The sequence below is a fragment of the Streptosporangium sp. NPDC049644 genome (assembly GCF_040675205.1).
GTDB classification, from domain to species: domain Bacteria; phylum Actinomycetota; class Actinomycetes; order Streptosporangiales; family Streptosporangiaceae; genus Streptosporangium; species Streptosporangium fukuiense.
Genome location: NZ_JBFAOJ010000026.1, coordinates 1 through 20,176, shown reverse-complemented (window position 1 = coordinate 20,176; position 20,176 = coordinate 1). Strand labels below are relative to the sequence as shown.

The window sequence follows — 20,176 nt, the reverse complement described above, 5'->3', positions numbered from 1 at the left end:
CGCGATGTCGTGCCTGCGGCTCGTGCGGTGGTGCCCGCGGCGGCTCGCGAGGTGGGTTTCGTGGTCCGGGATGTCGTCGCCCGCGAGGTGGTGCCTGCGGCGCGTGACGTGGGCCTGGTGGCGCGCGATGTGGTCTTGGCGGTCCGCGATGTCGTGCCTGCGGCTCGTGCGGTGGTGCCCGCGGCGGCTCGCGAGGTGGGTTTCGTGGTCCGGGATGTCGTCGCCCGCGAGGTGGTGCCCGCGGCGCGTGACGTGGGCCTGGTGGTGGTGCCCGCGGCTCGTGTCGCGGGCCGGGTGGCCCGTGCCGCGGGTTTGGCGGCCCGCGTGGTGGAGGCCGAGGTCCGGGCGGCGGGTTTGGTGGTGCCCGCGGCTCGTGAGGTGGGCGTCGGAGTCCGGGGCGCGGAGACCGGGGCCCGGCCCCTCCCGCGGGCACGCTGAGCGATCATCGTTCCGACCCCGATGGCGGCCGCCACCGGCCACTCGATCAATCCCGCCACGGCCAGGGCGCCGAGCCCCCCGTAGTAGACGATGCGCTCAGGCGGCGGGAGGAAGGACCTGGCGGCGTCGACGGCTTGGCCCGCTTCCTGCCGGCTGACGTGTGGCATGTGAACATGCGGCGGCCGGAACTGCACGGTCATCATTGGCAGGTTCAACTTCAGTGAGGGGTTGTCCTGCTTCCGGCCTGACGGTGTGTGCGTGGTGGACGCGGCGGGTGTGGTCGGCTTTTGCGCCGTATGGGCGCGTGACCGGCTCGCCTGAGCTACTGCCATGATCCCTCCTCATGGGAACCGAGGGAAGGTGCAAATGGAGCCCGCAGGAGGCCGATCACGCCTTCTACGTGCAGTTATATGGCCTGAGTGCCATGTCCGTAATCTTCCTCGAATTGGGGCCGTGAAACTCGTACCGACCTTTGAATCGGATATTGGGGGAGGAATCTCCGATCCAGTGGACCGTATGCGCCCTGTTCCGGGGCGTCTAGGAGAGGTACGGCTTGAGCTCGCGACGGGCCACGGTGCGGATGTGAACCTCGTCCGGGCCGTCGAATATGCGCATCGCGCGGGCCTGGGCGTACATCGTGGCGAGCGGGACGTCGTCGGCGAGACCCATGCCGCCGTGGACCTGGATGGCGCGGTCGATGACCTCGCAGGCCATCCTCGGAGCGACGACCTTGATCGCGGAGATCTCCGAGGCGGCCGCCTTCACGCCGACCGTGTCGATCATCCAGGCGGCCTTCAGGGTGAGCAGTCTGGCCTGCTCGATGGCCAGCCGTGATTCGGCGATCTGCTGCTGTACCACGCCCTGCTGGGCAAGCGTCTGGCCGAAGGCCACCCGGTTGGCGGCGCGGGTGCACATCAGCTCCAGGGCGCGCTCGGCCATGCCGATGGCACGCATGCAGTGGTGGATGCGACCGGGGCCGAGACGGGCCTGGGCGATGCGGAAGCCGTCACCCTCCTCCGCGATCAGGTTCGCGGCGGGCACCCGGACGTCCGTGAAGAGGATCTCGGAGTGGCCGTGCTGCTCCTGGTAGCCGAAGAGCGGCAGGTGACGGACGATCTCCACGCCCGGCGTGTCCATCGGGACCAGGATCATCGACTGCTGGCGGTGCGGGGGGGCGTCCGGGTCGGTCTTGCCCATCACGATCAGGATCTCGCAGCGCGGGTCGGCGACCCCGGTGATGAACCACTTGCGGCCGTTGATCACGTACTCGGAGCCGTCGAGCCGGATGGAGGTGGCGATGTTGGTCGCGTCGCTTGAGGCCACGGCGGGCTCGGTCATCGCGAACGCCGAGCGGATCTCCCCGGAGAGCAGGGGCTTGAGCCACCGGTCCCGCTGCTCGGGCGAGCCGAACATGTGCAGGACCTCCATGTTCCCGGTGTCGGGGGCCGCGCAGTTCAGTGCCTCGGGCGCGAGGTCGATGGAACGGCCGGTGACCTCGGCCAGGGTGGCGTAGTCGAGCACCGACATGTTCGACTCATCGGGCAGGAACAGGTTCCAGAGGCCGCGCGAGCGCGCCTCGGACTTGAGCTCCTCCACCACCGGCGGTAGTTCGTGGTTGTCGTAGCCCTTGGCCTGGCGCCACGCATGGTAGACCGGCTCCGCCGGGTATACGTGAGTTGCCATGAAATCGGTCAGATTGGCGAGGTATTCCTGAGCCTTGTCGCTGAGCGCGAAGTCCATGGCGGCAAGTTTGGCACCACCCCTTCTCCGATCGTTCACCGGCCACACTTAACCTGGAACCCGTTCCACTAAGGAGGACAGATGCTCAAGGGCGTGCTGATCGACTGGGGTGGCGTGCTCACCGTCGGTCTTTCCGAGGCGGTCGCGGAGTGGATCGTCGCCGAGAGGCTCGACGCGGACCACTACCGGCAGGTGATGCGCGAGCTGATCGTCCACGCGTACGAGGGCCTGGAGAACAGCGAGAACGTGATCCACGCTCTGGAGCGGGGGGAGATCTCCGGGCTGGACTTCGAACGCCACCTGGCCGCCCGGCTGGTCACCACGGACGGCGTGCCGCCGGTCGCCGAGGGGCTGCTGGACAGGATGTTCTCCCGCTTCCACCGGGTCGAGCCGATGTACGAGATGCTCCGGGTGGCCCGTGCGGCCGGGCTGCGCACCTGCCTGCTCTCCAACTCCTGGGCGAACGAGTATCCCCGCGAGGGCTGGGACGACGTCTTCGACGAGGTCGTCATCTCGGGAGAGATCGGCATGCGCAAACCGGAGCAGAGGATCTTCGAGCACGCGCTCGGCAGGATCGGCCTGGCCGGTGAGCAGTGCGTGTTCGTCGACGACATCGAGGCCAACATCGAGGCCGCCCGGCGACTCGGCATCGTCGGCGTGCACCACCGCGACCCCGAGGTGACCATCGGCGAGTTGGAGACCCTGTTGCGGGTCTCGCTGCGCTGAGGCCCGTCCGGTCCGGAGCGGACCGGTCACTCCGCGCGGGCGGTACCACCGCGGGTCGCCGGTACTGGCACACTCGATGCGTGAACCGGCGCCGAACCGGCGCCGATGTCTTAAGAGACAGATCGAGGCATGGATGCGCGTCTACCTGCCGTGTACGCTCCCGGCGCTGGCCCGCGTGGCCACCGTGGGGGAGCTCGGCCCGGCCCCGCTGACCGGCTACGCGGTGACACCCGCGTTGATCGAGTGGTACGTCTCGGGTGACACCGAGGAACTGGAGTACGTCGCACTGACCGAGGCGGCCAGGGATTCCCTGCGAATGCTGGCCGCCGACCGCGCGGACGGGGTGGAGGTCGTCGCGCGGCGGGTGGTCGTCGCCGTCGACGTACCGGAGGGTGACGTGAGCGTGAGCGCGGACCTGGACGAGCGGGCCCGGGTGCGACTCGCTGCGGCGGTCCCGCTGGCGCGGATCGCCGCCGTCCACGTGGACGACCCGTCGGCGGTGAAGGACGTCGAGGCCGCCGTCGCGGCGCTGCCCGCGGCCGACCGGGGCGACGACGACGCCAGGTTCACCGTGGACGGTGTCGAGGCCAACGAGCTCCTCTGGTACGCCACCCAGGAGATTCCCGACCTGGTCGGCTGACCCTGTCGCGTCCGGAGTCCGGAGAGCGGGCCGGCCGTCCTGTGGTGGCGCCGCTCCAGCACGGGTTTTCGCTATCCTGGGAGGCGATATGAGACACATCGTTTGGGATTGGAACGGCACGCTCTTCCACGACATCGACGCCGTCGTCGGTGCGACGAACGCGGTGTTCGAGCCGTACGGGCTGGGCTCCTACGACGTGGACCGTTTCCGTGCCGTCTACACTCGCCCGATCTGGGCCGCCTACGAGCGCATGCTCGGCCGTGCCCTCCACGAGGGCGAGTGGGAGATGCTCGACCTGGGCTTCCATGACAACTACCACCGGCTGATGCTGGAATGCGGGCTGGCCGACGACGCGCTCTCCACCCTGGAAAGCTGGGGGAACGCGGGAGGCAGGCAGTCGCTGCTGTCCATGTGGGCGCATGACCGGCTGGTTCCCAAGATCTCGGAATTCGGCATCGACCACCACTTCAGCCGGATCGACGGCCTGCGCAGCGCCCCCGGCGGGCACAAGGCCGAGTCGATGGTGGCCCACCTGGCCGCGCTCGGCATCGACCCGGCCGATGTCCTCGTGATCGGCGACAGCCTGGACGACGCGCACGCCGCCCAGCACGTCGGCGCGCGCGCGGTCCTCTACACCGGTGGCATGACCAGCCGCGCCGACCTGATGTCCTGCGGCGTCCCGGTCGTCGACACCCTCGCGAACGCCCTCGACCACGCCTAGGCTCTGCCCCTCGGGCCTGCGGAGGCCGCCGTATCCGAAGAATGGTCGCGGGCCGGACAGGTGAACGGTGGGGTTTCCCGGTCGGCACGGTGGAGGGGGCACCACCACAGGGCAATCCCACCAAAAACTAATGTTTTCGGCATCGGAGGCGGTCGCCATGCGCCTCGGGCCGTACCCTGGGCATCCGCACCCATTCCGGGAGGCTCCGATCAACCGCCTCGTTCTCTGGAACATCGACCTCACCCTGGTCGACGTGTCCATCGTCACCCGCGAGGCATACGCGGAGGCCTTCCGCGCTGTCACCGGCAGGCCCCTGGTCAAGCTGACCCAGCCCAACGGGCGCCCGGACTCTGAGATCGTCTTCGAGATGCTCGCCATCAACGGGATCGTCGCCGGGGACGACCACCTCCCCAGGTTCCTCGACGCGCTGGCCGAATCCTTCGGAGCCAGGCGCAGGCGCCTGGCCAAGGACGGCCGGATGATGCCCGGGGCCCGCGACGCGCTGAAGGCGGTGGCAAGGCTCGACGGCGTGGTCCAGTCGGTGCTCACCGGCACGATCAAGAGCAACGCCGTGCACAAACTGACCGCGTTCGGCCTCGACAAGTACGTCGACTTCGAGATCGGCGGCTATGGCGAGGAGGTCTATCCCAAGGCCACCCTCCTGCAGGTCGCGCAGGGCCGGGCCAAGCAGAAGTACGGGGCGACCTTCGACGGGAGCAACACCGTGCTGATCGGCGACTCGGCCAGGGACGTCCAGGCCGCCAGGATCGCCGGAGCCGCGATGATCGGCGTCGCCTCCGGGCGCTCCCTGGCGGCCGAGCTGCACGAGGCCGGGGCGGACGCGGTCCTGCCCGACCTCGCCAACCCCTCCGAGGTGGTGGCCGCCGTCGCCGGCCTCACCTCCCCGGCCCGCCGCGCAGGCCACTTCCCCGCAGGCCGCTGACTCCCGCCAAGCGGGCGGGCGGCATGAACCCGACAGCGCGGCGGGTCGTCGGCAGCCGACTCCCGCATTCCCGGTCGGCCACCTCGGCAAGATGGTGATCAACCATCAGCGGTCCGCCGGTGTGGGTCATCGCTGGGGGAGGCCGGTCAGGAAGCGGCCCGCGATGGGGGCGGCCACCGTGGAGCCGGCGCCGCCGCCCTCCACCACGACGGAGAACGCCAGGTCTCCCCGGTAGCCGATGAACCAGGCGTGCGACGGCGGTTCCTTGCCCGAGCCGAACTCCGCGGTCCCGGTCTTGCCCGCCGTGCCGGAGGGGAAGGAGACCGCGCTCGCGGTGCCCTCCACCACCACCGCGGGCATCAGCGTGCGCAGTGCCCGCAGGATCTCGGGTTCCAGCTTCCGGGGCTCGGCCTCGGGCAGCAGGGAGGCCGCCACCAGGCGGGGCGGACGCCAGGAGCCGTCGGCGATCGCCGCGGCGACCGTGGCCATGTTGAGCGGGCTCGCCAGCACCCGGCCCTGGCCGATCGAGGCCGACGCGAGGTCGGTGTCGTCCTTGGGCGCGGGGAACTCGGCCCGTACCGCGGGCACGCCGGGTTGGACGGGGGCACCGAACCCGAAGCTCCCGGCGAGGGTGGCGAGCCGCTGCCCACCGAGCCGGTCCACGGTGAGTGCGCCGAACGTGGTGTTGCACGAGTGCGCGAACGCCGTGCTGAACGGGAGCGTGCCGTAGTCCTTGAATCCGGCGTTGTGGAAGGCGAAGCCGCCGATGTTCTGCTCGGCCGGGCAGCTCACTCGCTCGTCCGCGGTCATACCGTCGGCGACCAGGGCCGATGCGGTGATCACTTTGAAGGTCGAGCCCGGCGGGTAGTGGCCCAGCAGTGCCCGGTTGAACCCGCCCGGCTTGTTGACCACGGCGAGGATCTCGCCGGTCGACGGCCGGAGCGCGACCAGCGAGGCCGGCTTGTCCACCGCCTCCAGAGCCGAGGCGGCGGCGCGGTGGACGTCCAGGTCGATGGTGGTGCGCAGTTCCCGGCCCGCTTTGGCGGTGGCGGTGGCGAGCGTGGCGACCTTCTGGGTGCCCTTCACCAGATCGACCCGCGCGGACGCGGTGCCGGTGAGGCGGGAGGCGTACGTCTGGGTGAGTCCCTCGACGAGCTGCTGCACCGAGCCTGGCGTGGCAGGGGTGTCGATCCGGGTGCCGTCGGCGGCGAGGATCGGCGCCCGCTCGGCCTTGACCAGCGCGGTCTTGATCCGCAGGCCCGTTCCGAGCCTGGGGTGGACGGCGGCCGGGCTCCACTTCACCCGCCAGGTGCGCTCGTGCTCGACCAGCTTCAGCGACCCCTCGTAGGCCCAGTCCACGGGCCCCTCCAGCGCCGCGCGGAACCCGACGGTGACCGGCTCGCCGTCCCGGGCGTCTCCCAGCACCCTGAAGGTGGCCCCCGTCAGCTTCAGGTCGGTGCGGAAACGCCGGTACCAGCGCTCGAAGTCGTCCGGCGGCTTGACGGTCAGCGCACGCATCGCCGTGTAGTCCTGCCGGCCCCACGCGGTCAGGAACATCTCCGCGGTCTCCTCGGGCGAGCCCTCGGTGCGCAGTGCCCACACAGTGCCCGCGCTCGCGGTCACCAGCACCAGCGTGGTCGCGGTGATCAGATGTCTCAGCCTCATGGCAGTGGTCGCCCTTCCTCGTCGGGGACAGAGAAGACCAGAGAGTTGTCCCTTATGTCCAATATTTGGGACAGGGTGAGATTGATATCCGAATGCATATCGGCGCTGGTGGTGACGGATTTCCCAGGGGTGCCGGCGAGGGCGTGTGTGGTCGGCCCACACGGTGTGCCGGGACGATATGTGAACCTCGGGGATGACATTCGGCTGGGGCGCCGAGAGGATAGGGCCATGGTTGAGGAAGGTGCGCTGCTCTGGGAGCCCTCCCCGGAGGTTGTGAGGAACGCGAAGGTCACCCGTTATGCGGAGTGGCTGGGCCGGGCCGGTGACTACGAGTCCCTGTGGCAGTGGTCGGTTGACGCCCCGGCCGAGTTCTGGACGTCGATCTGGGACTACTTCGGGGTCGCGGGAGAGCGCGGTGACGGGCCGGTCATGTCGGGGGAGATGCCCGGCACGGAATGGTTCGCCGGGTCGACGGTGAACTACGCGGCCAACGCGCTGCGCGGGGCCGTCTCCGACCCCGGGCGGCTCGCGGTGGTCGCCCGCGACGAGGCGGGCGGGCGGCGGACGTTCACCAGGGGCGAGCTGGCCGAGGAGGTGGCGCGGGTCCGCGCGGGCCTGGTGGCACTGGGGATCGGACGGGGCGACCGGGTCGCGGCCTACGTGTCGAACGTCCCCGAGGCGCTGATCGCCTTCCTGGCGACCGCCTCCCTGGGAGCCGTCTGGTCCTCCTGCTCGCCCGACTTCGGGGCGTCCAGCGTGATCGACCGTTTCACTCAGATCGAGCCGAAGGTGCTCATCGCGGTCGACGGCTACGACTACAACGGAAGGAACTTCGACCGAGGCGCGGTCGTCGACGACATCGCGGCCAGGCTGCCGACGCTGGTGGCGCGGGTCCGGATCTCGGCCGAGGACGTGCGGGGCGCGGACGCCCCCGACGGCTCCGGCGCGGCGGCCGCGCGGGAGTCCGCGGCGGACGCTCCGGTGCCCGGGGCCGGGGTCCGTACGGTGAGCTGGGCGGAACTGCGCTCCGTCGCGGGGCCGCTCGACTTCGAGCCGGTGCCGTTCGGGCATCCGCTCTGGATCGTCTACTCCTCGGGCACCACCGGGCTGCCCAAGCCGATCGTGCACGGCCACGGCGGTGTGGTGCTCGAACACCTCAAGGCGATCTCCTTCCACCAGGATCTGGGCGAGGACGACGTCTTCTTCTGGTACACCACCACCGGCTGGATGATGTGGAACTACCTCGTCGGCGGCCTGCTGGTCGGCTCGACCGTGGTGCTCTACGACGGGGCGGCGACCTATCCTCAGGCTGACGCGCTCTGGCGGCTGGCCGCCGAGGAGGGGGTCACCTACTTCGGTACGGGCGCTCCGTACGTGATCGCGTCCATGAAGGCCGGCCTCAAGCCGTCGGGCCTCGACCGGCTGCGGGGGCTCGGGTCCACCGGCTCGCCGCTGCCGCCCGAGGGGTTCGGCTGGGTGCACGACGCGCTGCCGGACGTGCAGCTCGGTTCGTTCTCCGGGGGCACCGACGTGTGCACCGGCTTCGTCGGCGCGGTCCCGCTGCTCCCGGTCCGGGCGGGTGTGATCCCCTGTCGCTGCCTGGGGGCGAAGGTGGAGTCCTTCGATCCGTCGGGCAGGCCGGTGATCGGCGAGGTCGGCGAGCTGGTGGTGACCCTGCCGATGCCGTCGATGCCGGTGATGTTCTGGAACGACCCGGACGGGTCGCGCTACCGCGACAGCTACTTCTCCGAGTACCCCGGGGTCTGGCGGCACGGCGACTGGATCAAGATCCTTCCTGACGGGGGTTCGGTGATCTACGGCCGCTCCGACTCGACACTGAACCGGGGCGGGGTGCGGATGGGCACCAGCGAGTTCTACCGCGTGGTGGAGGGTTTCGAGGAGATCGCCGACAGCCTGGTGATCGACACCGGCCAACTCGGGCAGGAGGGCCGCCTGCTGCTGTACGTCACCCTGGTCGAGGGGGAGACGCTGCAGGACGCCCTGATCATGCGCCTGCGCCGGGAACTCAGGGAGAGGCTCTCCCCACGCCATGTGCCGAACGAGATCATCGAGGTTCCCGGCATTCCCCGCACGCTCAGTGGCAAGAAGCTGGAGGTCCCGATCCGCAAGATCCTGCTCGGCGTGCCCCCGGAGAAGGCCGCCAACCTTGACGCCATGGCCAACCCCGAGGTCCTTCCCCACTTCGTCCCGGAGGCCGACACCGCGCGGCGCTGACCGCCGCGCCGCGCCAAGCCCCGTCACGTCACGTCACGTCACGTCACCGGGCACGGTCTCCTCGGGCACGGGCTTTTCGGGGACCGGCCCTTTCCGGGCCGTCCGAACCGCGGAGGCCGCCGTGGTGCGCCCGAGGCGCGCTTCGAGGTGCGCTTCGAGGTGGGCCCCGGGGACGTGGCGGGGTGGTCCCGGGCTCCGGGGACATTCCTCCCGGGAATCGGGGGCATCGGCCCAGGCGGCCTGGGACGGGATCCGGGTTCGCTGTCCAGGTGATGAAAAATCCTGATTCGTTCCGCCGGATCGTCGCCGGAATCGCCCTGCTCGTCTGGCCGCTGCTGGAGTTCCTCGCCTTCCTCACCTCGCCGCCGGGAAAAAGCCACGCTCCCGCGATCTTCCGTGAGAACGCGACGACGGTGCAGGTCAGCGCGCTTCTCTACCTGTGGGCCGCGCTCGCCCTCATCCCGGTGACCTTCGCCCTGGCCCACCTGCTGCGCAGCCGCGCCCCGAGGACGAGCAACGTGGGGGCCGCGATCGGCCTGATCGGCTCCGGGCACGCGCTGACGCTCTTCACCACCGACTTCTACGACCTGGCCCTGGCCCAGACGCTGCCCGACGCGCAGGCGGAGATGGTCACGGCGCGGGCCGGTGAGCTGTGGGGATTCCTGTTCGGCATGCTGCTGCCCGCCTTCCTCGCCCACGTCGGGCTGTTCACCCTGCTCATCGCGCTGGCCGTGGTCAGGATCGCCCCCTGGTGGGTGCCGGTCGCCGCGTTCGCGGGAACGCTGGTCCCCTTTCTGGCCGTCGACCAGGCGCCGGCCGTGCAGGCGACGGGTGCCCTGTTCCACCTGGCCGCGTACGGCTGGATCGCGCTGCGCGTGCTGCGGATGCCGGACGCCGAGTGGAGCGGGAAGGCCGGCGGGGAGGTCACAGCCCCGCTTCCCGCGCGCGCATGATCGCCTGTGCCCGGTCCGCCACCTGGAGCTTGGTGAAGACGGCCGACACGTGATTGCGCACGGTCTTCTGGCTCAGCCCGAGCCTGGCGGCGATCTGCGGGTTCGTCAGATGCTCGGCGACCAGGCCGAGGATCTCCCGCTCCCGTCTGGTCAGCTCGGGCAGCGCCTCCTCCCGCCCTTGCTCGCGCCCCTGCTCGCCGAAATAGCTCACCAGCCGGGTGGCGATGGCCGGACCGAAGATGGCCTCGCCCTCGGCCACCGCCTGCACGGACCGGACGATCTCCGCCTTCCTGGCGCCCTTGAGGACGTAGCCCCTGGCGCCGGCCCGCATGGCCGCGAACACCGAGTCGTCGTCGTCCGACATGCTGAGCACGACCACCCGGATGTGCGGGTGGTCGTGGGTGAGCCGCTCGGTGGCAGCGACCCCGCCCATCCCCGGCATCGCCAGGTCCATCAGGACCACGTCGGGCTGCGCCCGCCCGACCAGGGCCAGCGCCTGCTCGCCGCTGGCCGCCTCGTCGGCGACCTCGATCCCCTCGGCCGTCGCCAGCAGGGTCCGCAGCCCCGCGCGAAAACCCGGATGGTCGTCAACCAGCAGGACCCGGATCACCGCTGTCTCCTTCCTCGGCCGCCGGCAGCGCGACCCTGACCAGGGTCCCGCCTCCCGGAGGCTCCTCGAACACGCACGATCCGCCCAACTCCACGGCACGCTCCCGCATCGACGCCAGCCCGACCCCCATCCGGTCAGGCCCCGCGGGACCGCCGGGGACGGGCGCCTCCTGGCCTATCCCCCGGCCGTCGTCGGAGACCTCCAGCCTCAGGGTGCCGTCCGACACCTCGATCCGCAGCTCGGCGCGGGTCGCTCCGGCGTGCCTGCGCGCGTTGGCCAGCGCCTCGGACGCGATCCGGTAGGCGGCGACCTCGGTGGCGGCCGGCAGCGGCGGCAGGTCGTCCGGGGCGCGCAGGGCCACGCGCAGGCCGGACGGCTGCCGGATCGTGTGGGCGCGGAGCGCGCCGAGCAGCCCCAGGGAGTCCAGCGCGGGCGGGCGCAGGCCGTCCACCAGGGTCCGCACGTCGGCCACCGCGGCCTCGGCGTCGGAGACGATCTCGGCCAGCAGCCGCCGCGCGTGCTCGTCCTCGACCAGATCGTGCACGGCCTCGGCACGCATGGTCAGCGCGGCCAGCGTGGGTCCGAGCCCGTCGTGCAGGTCGCGCCTCAGCCTGCGCCTCTCCTCCTCGCGGGCCATCACCAGCCGCTCCCGCGAGCGCCGCAGGTCGGCGGAGAGCCGTACGGCGTGCACGGCCACCGCGATCTGCCTGGCCAGGTCGGCGAGGACGCGCAGGTCACGGGGGCCGAATCCGCTCTCTCCCGGCCTGGGCGACAGGATGAGGTCGCCGGCCCGCTCGCCGTTGTGCGTCAGCGGCAGCCGCAGGAGCTCCCCGCCGGGCGTGCCGGACGCGTACCGTGCGCCCCCGGCCGTCTCGACCGCCGCGTACGGCAGGCGCAGTGCCTCGGTGACCGACCGGGCGACCCCCGGCAGCACGGTGCCCGGCTCGGCGGTGCTCTCCAGCCTGCGGCCCAGGCGGGTGAGCGCCGCGTACGGATCGTCACGCTCCCCGTAGGTCAGCAGGTTGACCCAGCCCTGCAGCCGTTCCCGCAGCGGTGCGAAGGCGAGGGCCACGAGCCCGGCGGCCAGGATCGAGATCGGCAGGTCCCCGGCGGGAAAGAGCGCGCCGAGGTAGCCGACCACGACCACGTACCCGCCGGTCACGCACCCGGACAGCAGCGCGTAGACCAGCGTCCGGTTGATCACCAGGTCGATGTCGAAGAGCCGGTGGCGCAGGATCGCGACGCAGATGGCGACCGGCAGGAGGGTCATGCCCGCCCCGCCGGCCAGCTCCCACAGGGTGTTGGTCGCGGGCCAGATGGAGCCGGGGACGCCGTCGGTCAGCCCGGCCGCCAACCTGACCGAGACGACCATCACCTCGATGCCGATCACGTAGACCAGCCAGGCGATCTGGCGGCGCTTCCGGCCGCCGCTCCGGAGAGCACGCGCGCTCAGGTCCAGCGCGCCCACGGCGAACACCACGGCGAACAGGGCGGTCGTCGCCGTCTCCATCACCGGCGCCGCGTCCGCGAGGCCAGCCACTCCAAGCGGGTTGACCACGCCGCTGCCCGCGGTGACCTGACTGCTCTCGCCGGGCCGGAGCGCGCCGGCCACCACGGCCATCGCTCCCACGGCGGTGGCGCCGATCACCAGGCGGCGCGCTCCCGACGAGGACAGCCGCCCGTCGGGGAAGAACAGCGGGATAAGACAGGCCGACAGGTTCGCCGGCACCCAGAGCCAGGTCTGCGGCCAGGCCAGGGCTTCGGCCAGTGGCAGCCCGGGGCGGGTGACGAGGCCGAGGATCGCGTACTGCCCGGAGAACTCCATGAGCGCGAAGCAGAACGCGCTCACCGTCAACAGCCGGCCCACCCCGTGCTCGGGGCGGCGCGAACCGATGAGGCCGCCCGCCAGCGCGCAGGCCGCCACGAACAGCAGGTGGGACAGGACGAGCGGATTCGTCCCGTTGAGAACGGTCAGGACGACGGCGAGCACGGTCAGCACCAGGGTCAGGGCGCACCATGACCACGCGATGCGCGCCGCTGCCGCCACTGTGCCTCCCGAGCCGGTCGCCACACCGTATCCGGCCCGGGAGGACGATGTCTCGGGGTGGGACTCGCCGATCAGCCGGTGGTCCGGGCGGCCCCGGGGTCAGATTCCCTGGGGGAGCCGGAACAGGCGGCCCGGGTCGCGGGCGGCCTTGATCTGGGCGAGCCTGGTGGCGTTCGCCCCGTAGTAGGCCGCGCGCCAGCCGCCGAGCTCGGGGTCCGTGTAGTTGACGTAGGCGTGGTCGCCGAAGTGGGGTCGCATCGCCGCGTGCGCGGTCCTGGCCCAGGTGGCCGCTCCGGCGCGGTGGGCGTAGTACTGCACGCTGTAGAGGGCGGTCCGGTGCGGGAAGGCGGTGGCGTCGGGGCGGACCCGGGCGACGGCGCCGCCGAGGGCGTCCAGCAGCACGGTGTGGTTGCCTGGGCGGGCGACCTGGGCGACCAGGGTCCCGGCCCCGGCCTCGGAGAGCGGGCGGTAGGCCATGTGCGACTTGGCGGTGAAGGTGTCCCTGGACAGCCGCCCGCCCCTGGTCTGCCCCGGCAGGGACCCGCCCAGGTGGCACTGGGCGACCGAGAGCGAGCCGCAACCCGCCATGGTCAGCATGGCCTGGCGGTAGGAGGTCTGCCGGACGTAGCTCGACGAGGGCGACCCGGCCGCGTCGGCCAGCCGGTCGAGCAGCCGCTCGCAGTCGGCCCTGCCGCCGAGGTAGAGCCCGACGACCTGCACGTCCGTCCCGCCGTCGCGGCTGAGGTGCATGCCCGACCACAGGGCGTCCGGGGCCGAGGGGCCCCACGCCTGCCAGGCGCGCAGCGCCCTGACCGCCTTCGACCACGGCCAGTGCAGGAAGAACACCGTGACCTCGCGGGCCGGGTGGGTCCGGAACTCGAAGGAGACCGCCACGCCGAGGTTGCCCCCGCCGCCGCCCCGCGAGGCCCAGTACAGGTCGGCGTTGCGGTTCGCGTCGCAGGTCAGCAACCGTCCATCGGCCGTGACGAGCTGGACGGACTCCATCACGTCGCAGGTCAGGCCGTACTTCCTGGAGACCACGCCGATACCGCCGCCCAGGGCCAGCCCGCTCACCCCGACCGTGGCGCAGGTCCCGGCGGGGATGCTGACCCCGCTCGCGGCGAGCCTGTCGTAGACGTCGATCAGCTTGGCGCCCGCCCCGACCCTCGCCCGCCCGGCGGCGTGGCTCACCTTGCTCATCCGGGACACGTCCAGGACCAGGCCGGTCCCGGTGGACCAGCCCGCGTAGGAGTGCCCGCCGGACCGCACGGCCAGCGGCACGTTCAGCCGGCGTGCGAAGCCGACGCACTCGGCGACGTCGGAGGGGTTGGCACAGTAGGCCACGCCCGCGGGCCGCACCGCGTCGAAGGTGGGGTTGAACAGCCGTCGTGCGCTGTCGTACGAGGCGTCGCCAGGCCGGATGACCTTGCCGGCCAGCCCGTCGGCCAGGGCCCGCCAGTCGGCGGGCCGCGGGCCGCTCGCGGCGCCCGTGGTATCCCGGCCGGTCATGCCGGCGGTGGCGCCCAGGGCGGGTGCACCCTGAGCGGCCAGTGCCAGGGCGGCCAGGCCGCCGGTACGAAGGAATGCCCGCCTGTCAGGAGCGGTCCGCATGCGTTCTCCCCGAGGTTCCGTGTCGACTACCCGATAGGACGACCGCACCCATCACCTGGTTGGTCACATTCACATCACCCTTCGCGCGATGGGCTCGGGCCCCCGCGGCACGCGCCGGAGGCGATGACCGTCGCCGCGGCGTGGCGCGAACCGGCACCGGAGCACCGCGAAGTCATCGAGCGGACTCACCTACGGGGCCGTACGATTGACGAGGCGGCGGAAATCCCCAGGGTGCTCGACGAAGAGGACCGTGAGGCGTTCCAAGGCCACCGGATGGCGGGCGAGGAGCGCCGGATCGAGCTCCGGGAACCGAGCGAGGTTCTCGGTCGCCTCGATGTGGTCCGGCGGGACCGCTCCAACTCCATGGACGGCGGCCGAATGTCACATTGACGTTTGGCCGGTTTTCGGGTGATATCAGTAACGGTGGTGTGCCCCGGTCAACGAGGATCGGGGAAAGGGCCACTGGAGGTGTCGTGCCACGGGCCAAGCCCGATGGGCGGAGTGCGGGCCGGACGGCCCCGCCCGCCGGGCGAGGTGCAGGGAGCGAGACCCGACTCGCCCGGCTGCGCCGTAGCCTCGCCGAGGCGACCCTGTGGAATGATTGCCCTACCGCCATCTCCCGGGGAGAGTCCGTCGTCTCCGACTCGGAGACCTTTCGTTCTCCGCGGGCGACGGTGAGAGATCTCGGCTCACATGACGAGCCGAGGCGACTGGCCGGAACCCCACCCACCCGTGACGAGACGGCCACCATGTGGTGGGCGTTCCGCGCCCCGGTTCTCCGAACGAGGAGCGTGACCGGGAACGGGCGGCCCGAAGAGGGCGCCGAGCACCGGACCTCGGGTGTGGAGACATCACTTTCTCCCTGGCGGGAATCATGAGTTTCAACATGATTCCTCATCAAAATGTGCAAAATCCCTCACAAAGGAGTGAGAGCGACATGCCGCTCGACGAGGCCAAGGACGAGCTGCTGAGGAGTGCCGCCGAGACGTGCGCGCACACACCTGGCAGCGACCATGTGAGCGTGGAGGAGGCGCTCGCCTTTCTGCGGCTCTACTACCGGCATGTCGCCCCGGAGGACCTGCTGAGCCGGAACCCGGTCGATCTGTACGGCCCGGCTATCGCCCAGCGGCAGCTCGCCAGGGAGCGCCCCCAGGGCCGAGCCCTGGTCCGGGCCTACACGCCGAGCCTGGAGGAGCACGGCTGGGACCCCGGGTTCTCCATTGTGGAGATCGTCACCGATGACATGCCCTTCCTCGTCGACTCGGTGACGATGGAGCTCGACCGGCACGACATCGGTACCCACCTGGTCATCCACCCGCAGATGCGGGTGCGCAGGGACATGACCGGCAAGCTGCTCGGCCGCGGCCAGGAGGACGTCACCGGGCAGATGCTCGCCGAGTCCTGGATGCACTTCGAGATCGACAGGCAGACCGACTCCGCCGTGCTCAGGTCGATAGAGGCCGAGCTGCAGCGCGTCCTGGAGGACGTACGCGGCGCCGTTGAGGACTTCGTCAAGATGCGCGCGCTCGCGCTGCGGACCGCCGAGGACATCTCGGCCAACCCGCCGCCCCTCGACCCCGCCGAGGTGGAGGACAGCCTGGAACTGATGCGCTGGCTGGCCGACGGGCACTTCACCTTCCTGGGCTACCGCGAATACCGCCTGGAGGAGGGCGAGAAGGGCGACAGGCTGCACCCGATGCCCGGGACCGGGCTGGGCATCCTCCGCAGCGACCGTGCCGACTCCGGTAGCTTCGCCGCGCTCCCCCGCGAGTTGCGCGCCAAGGCTCGCGAGAAACAGCAGATGCTGATCATCACCAAGGCCAACACCCGCGCCACGGTCCACCGGCCCGCCTACCTCGACTACGTGGGCGTCAAGCTCTTCGACGCCTCGGGCGAGGTCGTCGGTGAGCGGCGCTTCCTCGGCCTCTTCACCCACGTGGCCTACAGTGAGTCGATCTCGCGCGTCCCGGTGCTCCGGCGCAAGCTGGCCGAGGTGATCGTGCTCGCCGGCCTGACCGCGGACAGCCACGACGGCAAGGACCTCATCGAGATCCTGGAGACCTTCCCCAGGGACGAGCTCTTCCAGACCTCGGTGGAGCAGCTGCTGCCGATCGCGCTCGGCGTGCTCAGGCTCCGCGAGCGCAAGCAGGTCAAGGTCTTTCTCCGCCCCGACGACTACGGTCGCTACGTCTCGTGCATGATCTATCTTCCGCGCGACCGCTACACCACCAAGATCCGCGTCAAGATGCAGGACATCCTGCTCAGGGCGCTCGGCGGCACCTCCTTCGACTACAGCGCGATGATCGGCGAGTCGGCCCTCGCCCGGCTGCACGTGGTCGTGCGCGGCGAGCGCGGCAGGCCGCTGCACGCCGACGCGGTGAACGTCGAGGAGCTGGAGGCGAGGCTGGCCGCCGCCACCAGGTCCTGGGAGGACGACCTGGCCACCGCGATCACCGAGCTGAGTCCCGAGGACGAGGCCCCCGGACTCGTCCGCCGCTACGCCTCGGCGTTCCCCGAGGGGTACAAGGCCGACTTCCCCGCCCGGATGGCGGTCGCCGACCTGCGCCGCCTGGAGGCGCTGGCCAACTCCTCCGACGAGATCGGGATGAACCTCTACGAGCCCTACGACGCCGCGGAGGGAGAGCGTCGCTTCAAGCTCTACCGCCTCGGCGCGCCCGTCTCCCTGTCGAGGGTGCTGCCGCTGCTCCAGCGGATGGGCGTGGAGGTGGTCGACGAGCGGCCGTACGAGATCGACCGAGACAACGACCCGGCGACCAAGGACGCCTGGATCTACGATTTCGGCCTGCGCTACACGCCCTCGCCCGAGGTGGACAGGGACGAGTTCAAGCGGCTCTTCCAGGACGCGTTCGGCGCCCTGTGGGCCGGGCGGGTGGAGAGCGACGGGTTCAACGGGCTGGTCCTGACCGCCGGCCTGACCTGGGAGCAGGCCGAGATCCTGCGGGTCTACGCCAGGTACCTGCGCCAGGCGGGTACCACGTTCAGCCAGCAGTACATCGAGCGGGTGCTGATGGGCAACGTGCGGCTCGCGCGGTTGCTGGTGCGCCTGTTCGAGGCCAGGCTCAACCCCCGGCGCCCGGCGGAGGTCCGCGCGGACCTGGCCGACGCGCTGCACGAGGAGATCCTCGCGGCCCTGGACGACGTGGCCTCCCTGGACGAGGACCGGATCCTGCGGGCCTACCTGGAGATGATCGGGGCCACCCTGCGGACCAACTACTTCCAGCAGGTCGACGGCGAGCGCAAGCCGTACGTCAGCCTGAAGCTGGACTCGCCGTCGATCAGCGTGCTGCCGCTGCCCCGGCCGAAGTTCGAGGTGTTCGTCTACTCGCCCCGGGTCGAGGGCGTTCACCTGAGGTTCGGCAAGGTCGCGCGGGGTGGGTTGCGCTGGTCGGACCGGATGGAGGACTTCCGCACCGAAGTGCTCGGGCTGGTGAAGGCGCAGATGGTGAAAAACACCGTCATCGTTCCCACCGGCTCCAAGGGTGGCTTTGTCGTCAAAAATCCGCCGAAGTCGGGTTCGCGGGAGGAGACCCTGAACGAGGGCATCGCCTGCTACCGGATGTTCATCTCCGGCCTGCTCGACCTCACGGACAACCTCGTCGACGGTCAGGTCGTCCCGCCCGCCGACGTGGTCAGGCACGACGAGGACGACACCTACCTGGTGGTCGCCGCCGACAAGGGCACCGCGACGTTCTCCGACATCGCCAACGCCGTGTCCAAGGAGTACGGCTTCTGGCTGGGTGACGCCTTCGCCTCCGGCGGCTCGATCGGCTACGACCACAAGGCCATGGGCATCACCGCCCGAGGCGCCTGGGAGTCGGTCAAGTACCACTTCCGCACGATCGGTGTCGACGTCCAGAACACCGACTTCACCGTGGCCGGAATCGGCGACATGTCCGGCGACGTGTTCGGCAACGGCATGCTGCTCTCCCAGCACATCCGGCTGGTCGCGGCGTTCGACCACCGGCACGTCTTCGTCGACCCCCACCCGGACGTCGCCCGGAGCTACGCCGAGCGCGCCCGGCTGTTCGCGCTGCCCCGCAGCTCATGGGCCGACTACGACGACTCGCTCATCTCCACCGGAGGCGGCGTCTGGCCCCGTACGGCCAAGTCGATCCCGGTCTCCGCGCAGATGCGTGCCGCGCTCGGCCTCGACGACGAGGTGACGTCGCTGGCCCCGGCCGACCTGATCAGCGCCATCCTGCGGGCCCCGGTCGACCTGCTGTGGAACGGCGGCATCGGCACCTACGTCAGGGCGTCGAGCGAGTCCAACGCCGACGTCGGCGACAAGGCCAACGACGGCCTGCGGGTCACCGCCGCCGAGCTGCGCTGCAGGGTGATCGGCGAGGGCGGCAACCTGGGCTTCACCCAGCTCGCCCGGATAGAGTTCGCGCTCAACGGCGGGCTGATCAACACCGACTTCATCGACAACTCCGCCGGTGTGGACACCTCCGACCACGAGGTCAACATCAAGATCCTTCTGGACCGGGCGATCCGGGAGGGGGAGCTCACCGACAAGCGGCGCAACCAGCTCTTCCTGGACATGACCGACGAGGTGGCCCAGCTGGTCCTGCGTGACAACTACGACCAGAACGTGGTGCTGGCCGCCGCCCGCGAGCAGGCGACCGACATGCTGCACATCCACTCGCGCCAGCTGCGCAAGCTGGAGCGGGCCGGCCTGCTCAACCGGGAGCTGGAGTTCCTGCCGTCGGACAAGACGCTCGCCGAGCGCCGCCAGGCCGGGATCGGGCTCACCGCGCCGGAGTTCTCGGTGCTGCTGGCCTACACCAAGCTGGTGACCGACGCCGAGATCCTCGCCTCCGACCTGCCGGACGACCCCTACCTGACGTCCTGGCTGGTGTCCTACTTCCCCTCGGCGCTGCGCGACGGGGAGGTCCGCGCCTACATGGACACCCACCCGCTCCGGAGGGAGATCATCACCACCGGTGTGGTGAACGACCTGGTCAACTCCAGCGGGACCACCTTCATGTTCCGCCTCGGTGAGGAGAGCGGCGCGTCCACTCCCGACATCGCCCGCGCCTACCTGGTGACGCGCGAGGTCTTCGACCTGCCCACCCTCTGGCGCCAGATCGAGGAGCTGGACAACAAGGTCGACACCTCCGCCCAGATCGCCATGGAGCTGGAGGCCCGCAAGCTCGTCGAACGGGGCACCAGGTGGCTGCTGGGCAACCGGCGCCCGCCGCTGGACCTGGCCTCCATGGTCGACTTCTTCGCCAAGGGCATGAACGGCCTGCTGCCGCACCTGCCCAAGCTGCTGACCGGGGTCGACCTGGCCGCGTTCGAGGAGCGGCGCGACGGTTTCGTCTTCCGGGGCGTCCCCGCCGAGCTGGCCGAGCGCGTCGCCGCGATGGTGCCCGCCTACTCCACGTTCGACCTGGTCGAGGTGGCCGCACGCACCGACAGGCCGGTGCACGACGTCGCCGAGGTCTACTTCGACCTCGCCGACCGGCTTCAGCTCTCCAGGCTGCGCGAGCGCGTCATCGCGCTGCCCAGGGACAGCCGCTGGAACTCCATGGCGCGGGCCGCGCTCCGCGACGACCTCTACGCCGCGCACGCGACGCTCACCCACAACGTCCTGGTGCACAGCGCGCCGGGGCTGTCGCCCGAGGAGCGCCTGGCGCGCTGGGCCGAGGCCAACTCGGCTGCGGTCTCGCGGGCGAAGCAGACCCTGTCGGAGATCTGGGAGAGCGACAACTTCGACCTCGCGACCCTGTCGGTGGCGCTGCGCGCGATCCGCACGCTGGCGGCCACCGTCAACCTCCCGCACGCCGAGGCGTGAGCCGTCCGCCCGGGTCCCCCGCGGGGGAC

Annotated in this window: 14 protein-coding genes; 9 read left to right on the top strand and 5 right to left on the bottom strand. The window is 70.8% G+C overall.

Features of this window, described 5'->3' with window-relative positions; all coding sequences use genetic code 11:
* A partial coding sequence (locus tag AB0J58_RS17145; protein WP_364216391.1) for a hypothetical protein occupies positions 1 to 438 on the top strand: 438 nt, incomplete at its 5' end.
* 537 nt (positions 439 to 975) lie between these two features.
* Here AB0J58_RS17145 and AB0J58_RS17140 read toward each other — a convergent pair.
* Positions 976 to 2,178: an acyl-CoA dehydrogenase family protein gene (locus AB0J58_RS17140; RefSeq protein WP_364216388.1), complete on the bottom strand. Its 1,203-nt coding sequence runs from the start codon at positions 2,176 to 2,178 to the stop codon at positions 976 to 978.
* Positions 2,179 to 2,259: 81 nt separating this feature from the next.
* On the opposite strand from AB0J58_RS17140, the gene AB0J58_RS17135 reads away from it, so the two are divergent.
* The 4 genes from AB0J58_RS17135 (at position 2,260) to AB0J58_RS17120 (ending at position 5,208) form a co-directional block, all read left to right on the top strand.
* Positions 2,260 to 2,904 (top strand): HAD family phosphatase, encoded by a 645-nt coding sequence (locus tag AB0J58_RS17135; protein ID WP_343979011.1) that lies wholly within the window; start codon positions 2,260 to 2,262, stop codon positions 2,902 to 2,904.
* Between the two features lie 133 nt (positions 2,905 to 3,037).
* A complete protein-coding gene (locus AB0J58_RS17130) occupies positions 3,038 to 3,544 on the top strand; it encodes a hypothetical protein (protein WP_364216385.1) in 507 nt (168 codons plus the stop codon).
* Positions 3,545 to 3,632: 88 nt separating this feature from the next.
* On the top strand, positions 3,633 to 4,265 hold the full coding sequence (locus tag AB0J58_RS17125) for an HAD family hydrolase (protein ID WP_364216382.1): 633 nt from the start codon (positions 3,633 to 3,635) through the stop codon (positions 4,263 to 4,265).
* Between the two features lie 157 nt (positions 4,266 to 4,422).
* Entirely contained in the window at positions 4,423 to 5,208 is a 786-nt protein-coding gene (locus tag AB0J58_RS17120) for a haloacid dehalogenase-like hydrolase (RefSeq protein WP_364216552.1), read from the top strand.
* A 126-nt stretch (positions 5,209 to 5,334) separates the two neighbouring features.
* Here AB0J58_RS17120 and AB0J58_RS17115 read toward each other — a convergent pair whose 3' ends face one another.
* The gene (locus AB0J58_RS17115) at positions 5,335 to 6,873 is read right to left on the bottom strand and encodes a penicillin-binding transpeptidase domain-containing protein (protein ID WP_364216379.1); all 1,539 of its coding nucleotides are present in this window, start codon (positions 6,871 to 6,873) and stop codon (positions 5,335 to 5,337) included.
* A 228-nt stretch (positions 6,874 to 7,101) separates the two neighbouring features.
* On the opposite strand from AB0J58_RS17115, the gene AB0J58_RS17110 reads away from it, so the two are divergent.
* Both AB0J58_RS17110 and AB0J58_RS17105 read left to right on the top strand, forming a co-directional pair.
* Positions 7,102 to 9,108: an acetoacetate--CoA ligase gene (locus tag AB0J58_RS17110; RefSeq protein WP_364216376.1), complete on the top strand. Its 2,007-nt coding sequence runs from the start codon at positions 7,102 to 7,104 to the stop codon at positions 9,106 to 9,108.
* Between the two features lie 272 nt (positions 9,109 to 9,380).
* The gene (locus AB0J58_RS17105) at positions 9,381 to 10,061 is read left to right on the top strand and encodes a hypothetical protein (RefSeq protein ID WP_364216373.1); all 681 of its coding nucleotides are present in this window, start codon (positions 9,381 to 9,383) and stop codon (positions 10,059 to 10,061) included.
* Here the strand turns inward: AB0J58_RS17105 and AB0J58_RS17100 are convergent.
* The 3 genes from AB0J58_RS17100 to AB0J58_RS17090 all read right to left on the bottom strand — a co-directional run bounded on the left by AB0J58_RS17100 (position 10,033) and on the right by AB0J58_RS17090 (position 14,329).
* Positions 10,033 to 10,671, bottom strand: coding sequence for a response regulator transcription factor (locus tag AB0J58_RS17100; protein WP_364216370.1), 639 nt, complete (start codon positions 10,669 to 10,671; stop codon positions 10,033 to 10,035). The two genes, AB0J58_RS17105 and AB0J58_RS17100, sit on opposite strands and share 29 nt — an antisense overlap.
* Entirely contained in the window at positions 10,649 to 12,718 is a 2,070-nt protein-coding gene (locus tag AB0J58_RS17095) for a sensor histidine kinase (protein WP_364216367.1), read from the bottom strand. Before AB0J58_RS17095 ends, AB0J58_RS17100 begins: the two co-directional genes overlap by 23 nt.
* Before the next feature lie 99 nt (positions 12,719 to 12,817).
* Positions 12,818 to 14,329: an FAD-binding oxidoreductase gene (locus tag AB0J58_RS17090; RefSeq protein WP_364216364.1), complete on the bottom strand. Its 1,512-nt coding sequence runs from the start codon at positions 14,327 to 14,329 to the stop codon at positions 12,818 to 12,820.
* Positions 14,330 to 14,452: 123 nt separating this feature from the next.
* Between AB0J58_RS17090 and AB0J58_RS17085 the strand changes: the two genes are divergently transcribed.
* Together AB0J58_RS17085 and AB0J58_RS17080 are read left to right on the top strand one after the other, a co-directional pair.
* Positions 14,453 to 14,719 (top strand): hypothetical protein, encoded by a 267-nt coding sequence (locus AB0J58_RS17085; protein WP_364216361.1) that lies wholly within the window; start codon positions 14,453 to 14,455, stop codon positions 14,717 to 14,719.
* A 547-nt stretch (positions 14,720 to 15,266) separates the two neighbouring features.
* Positions 15,267 to 20,147 (top strand): NAD-glutamate dehydrogenase, encoded by a 4,881-nt coding sequence (locus tag AB0J58_RS17080; protein WP_364216359.1) that lies wholly within the window; start codon positions 15,267 to 15,269, stop codon positions 20,145 to 20,147.
* Positions 20,148 to 20,176: the final 29 nt, after the last annotated feature.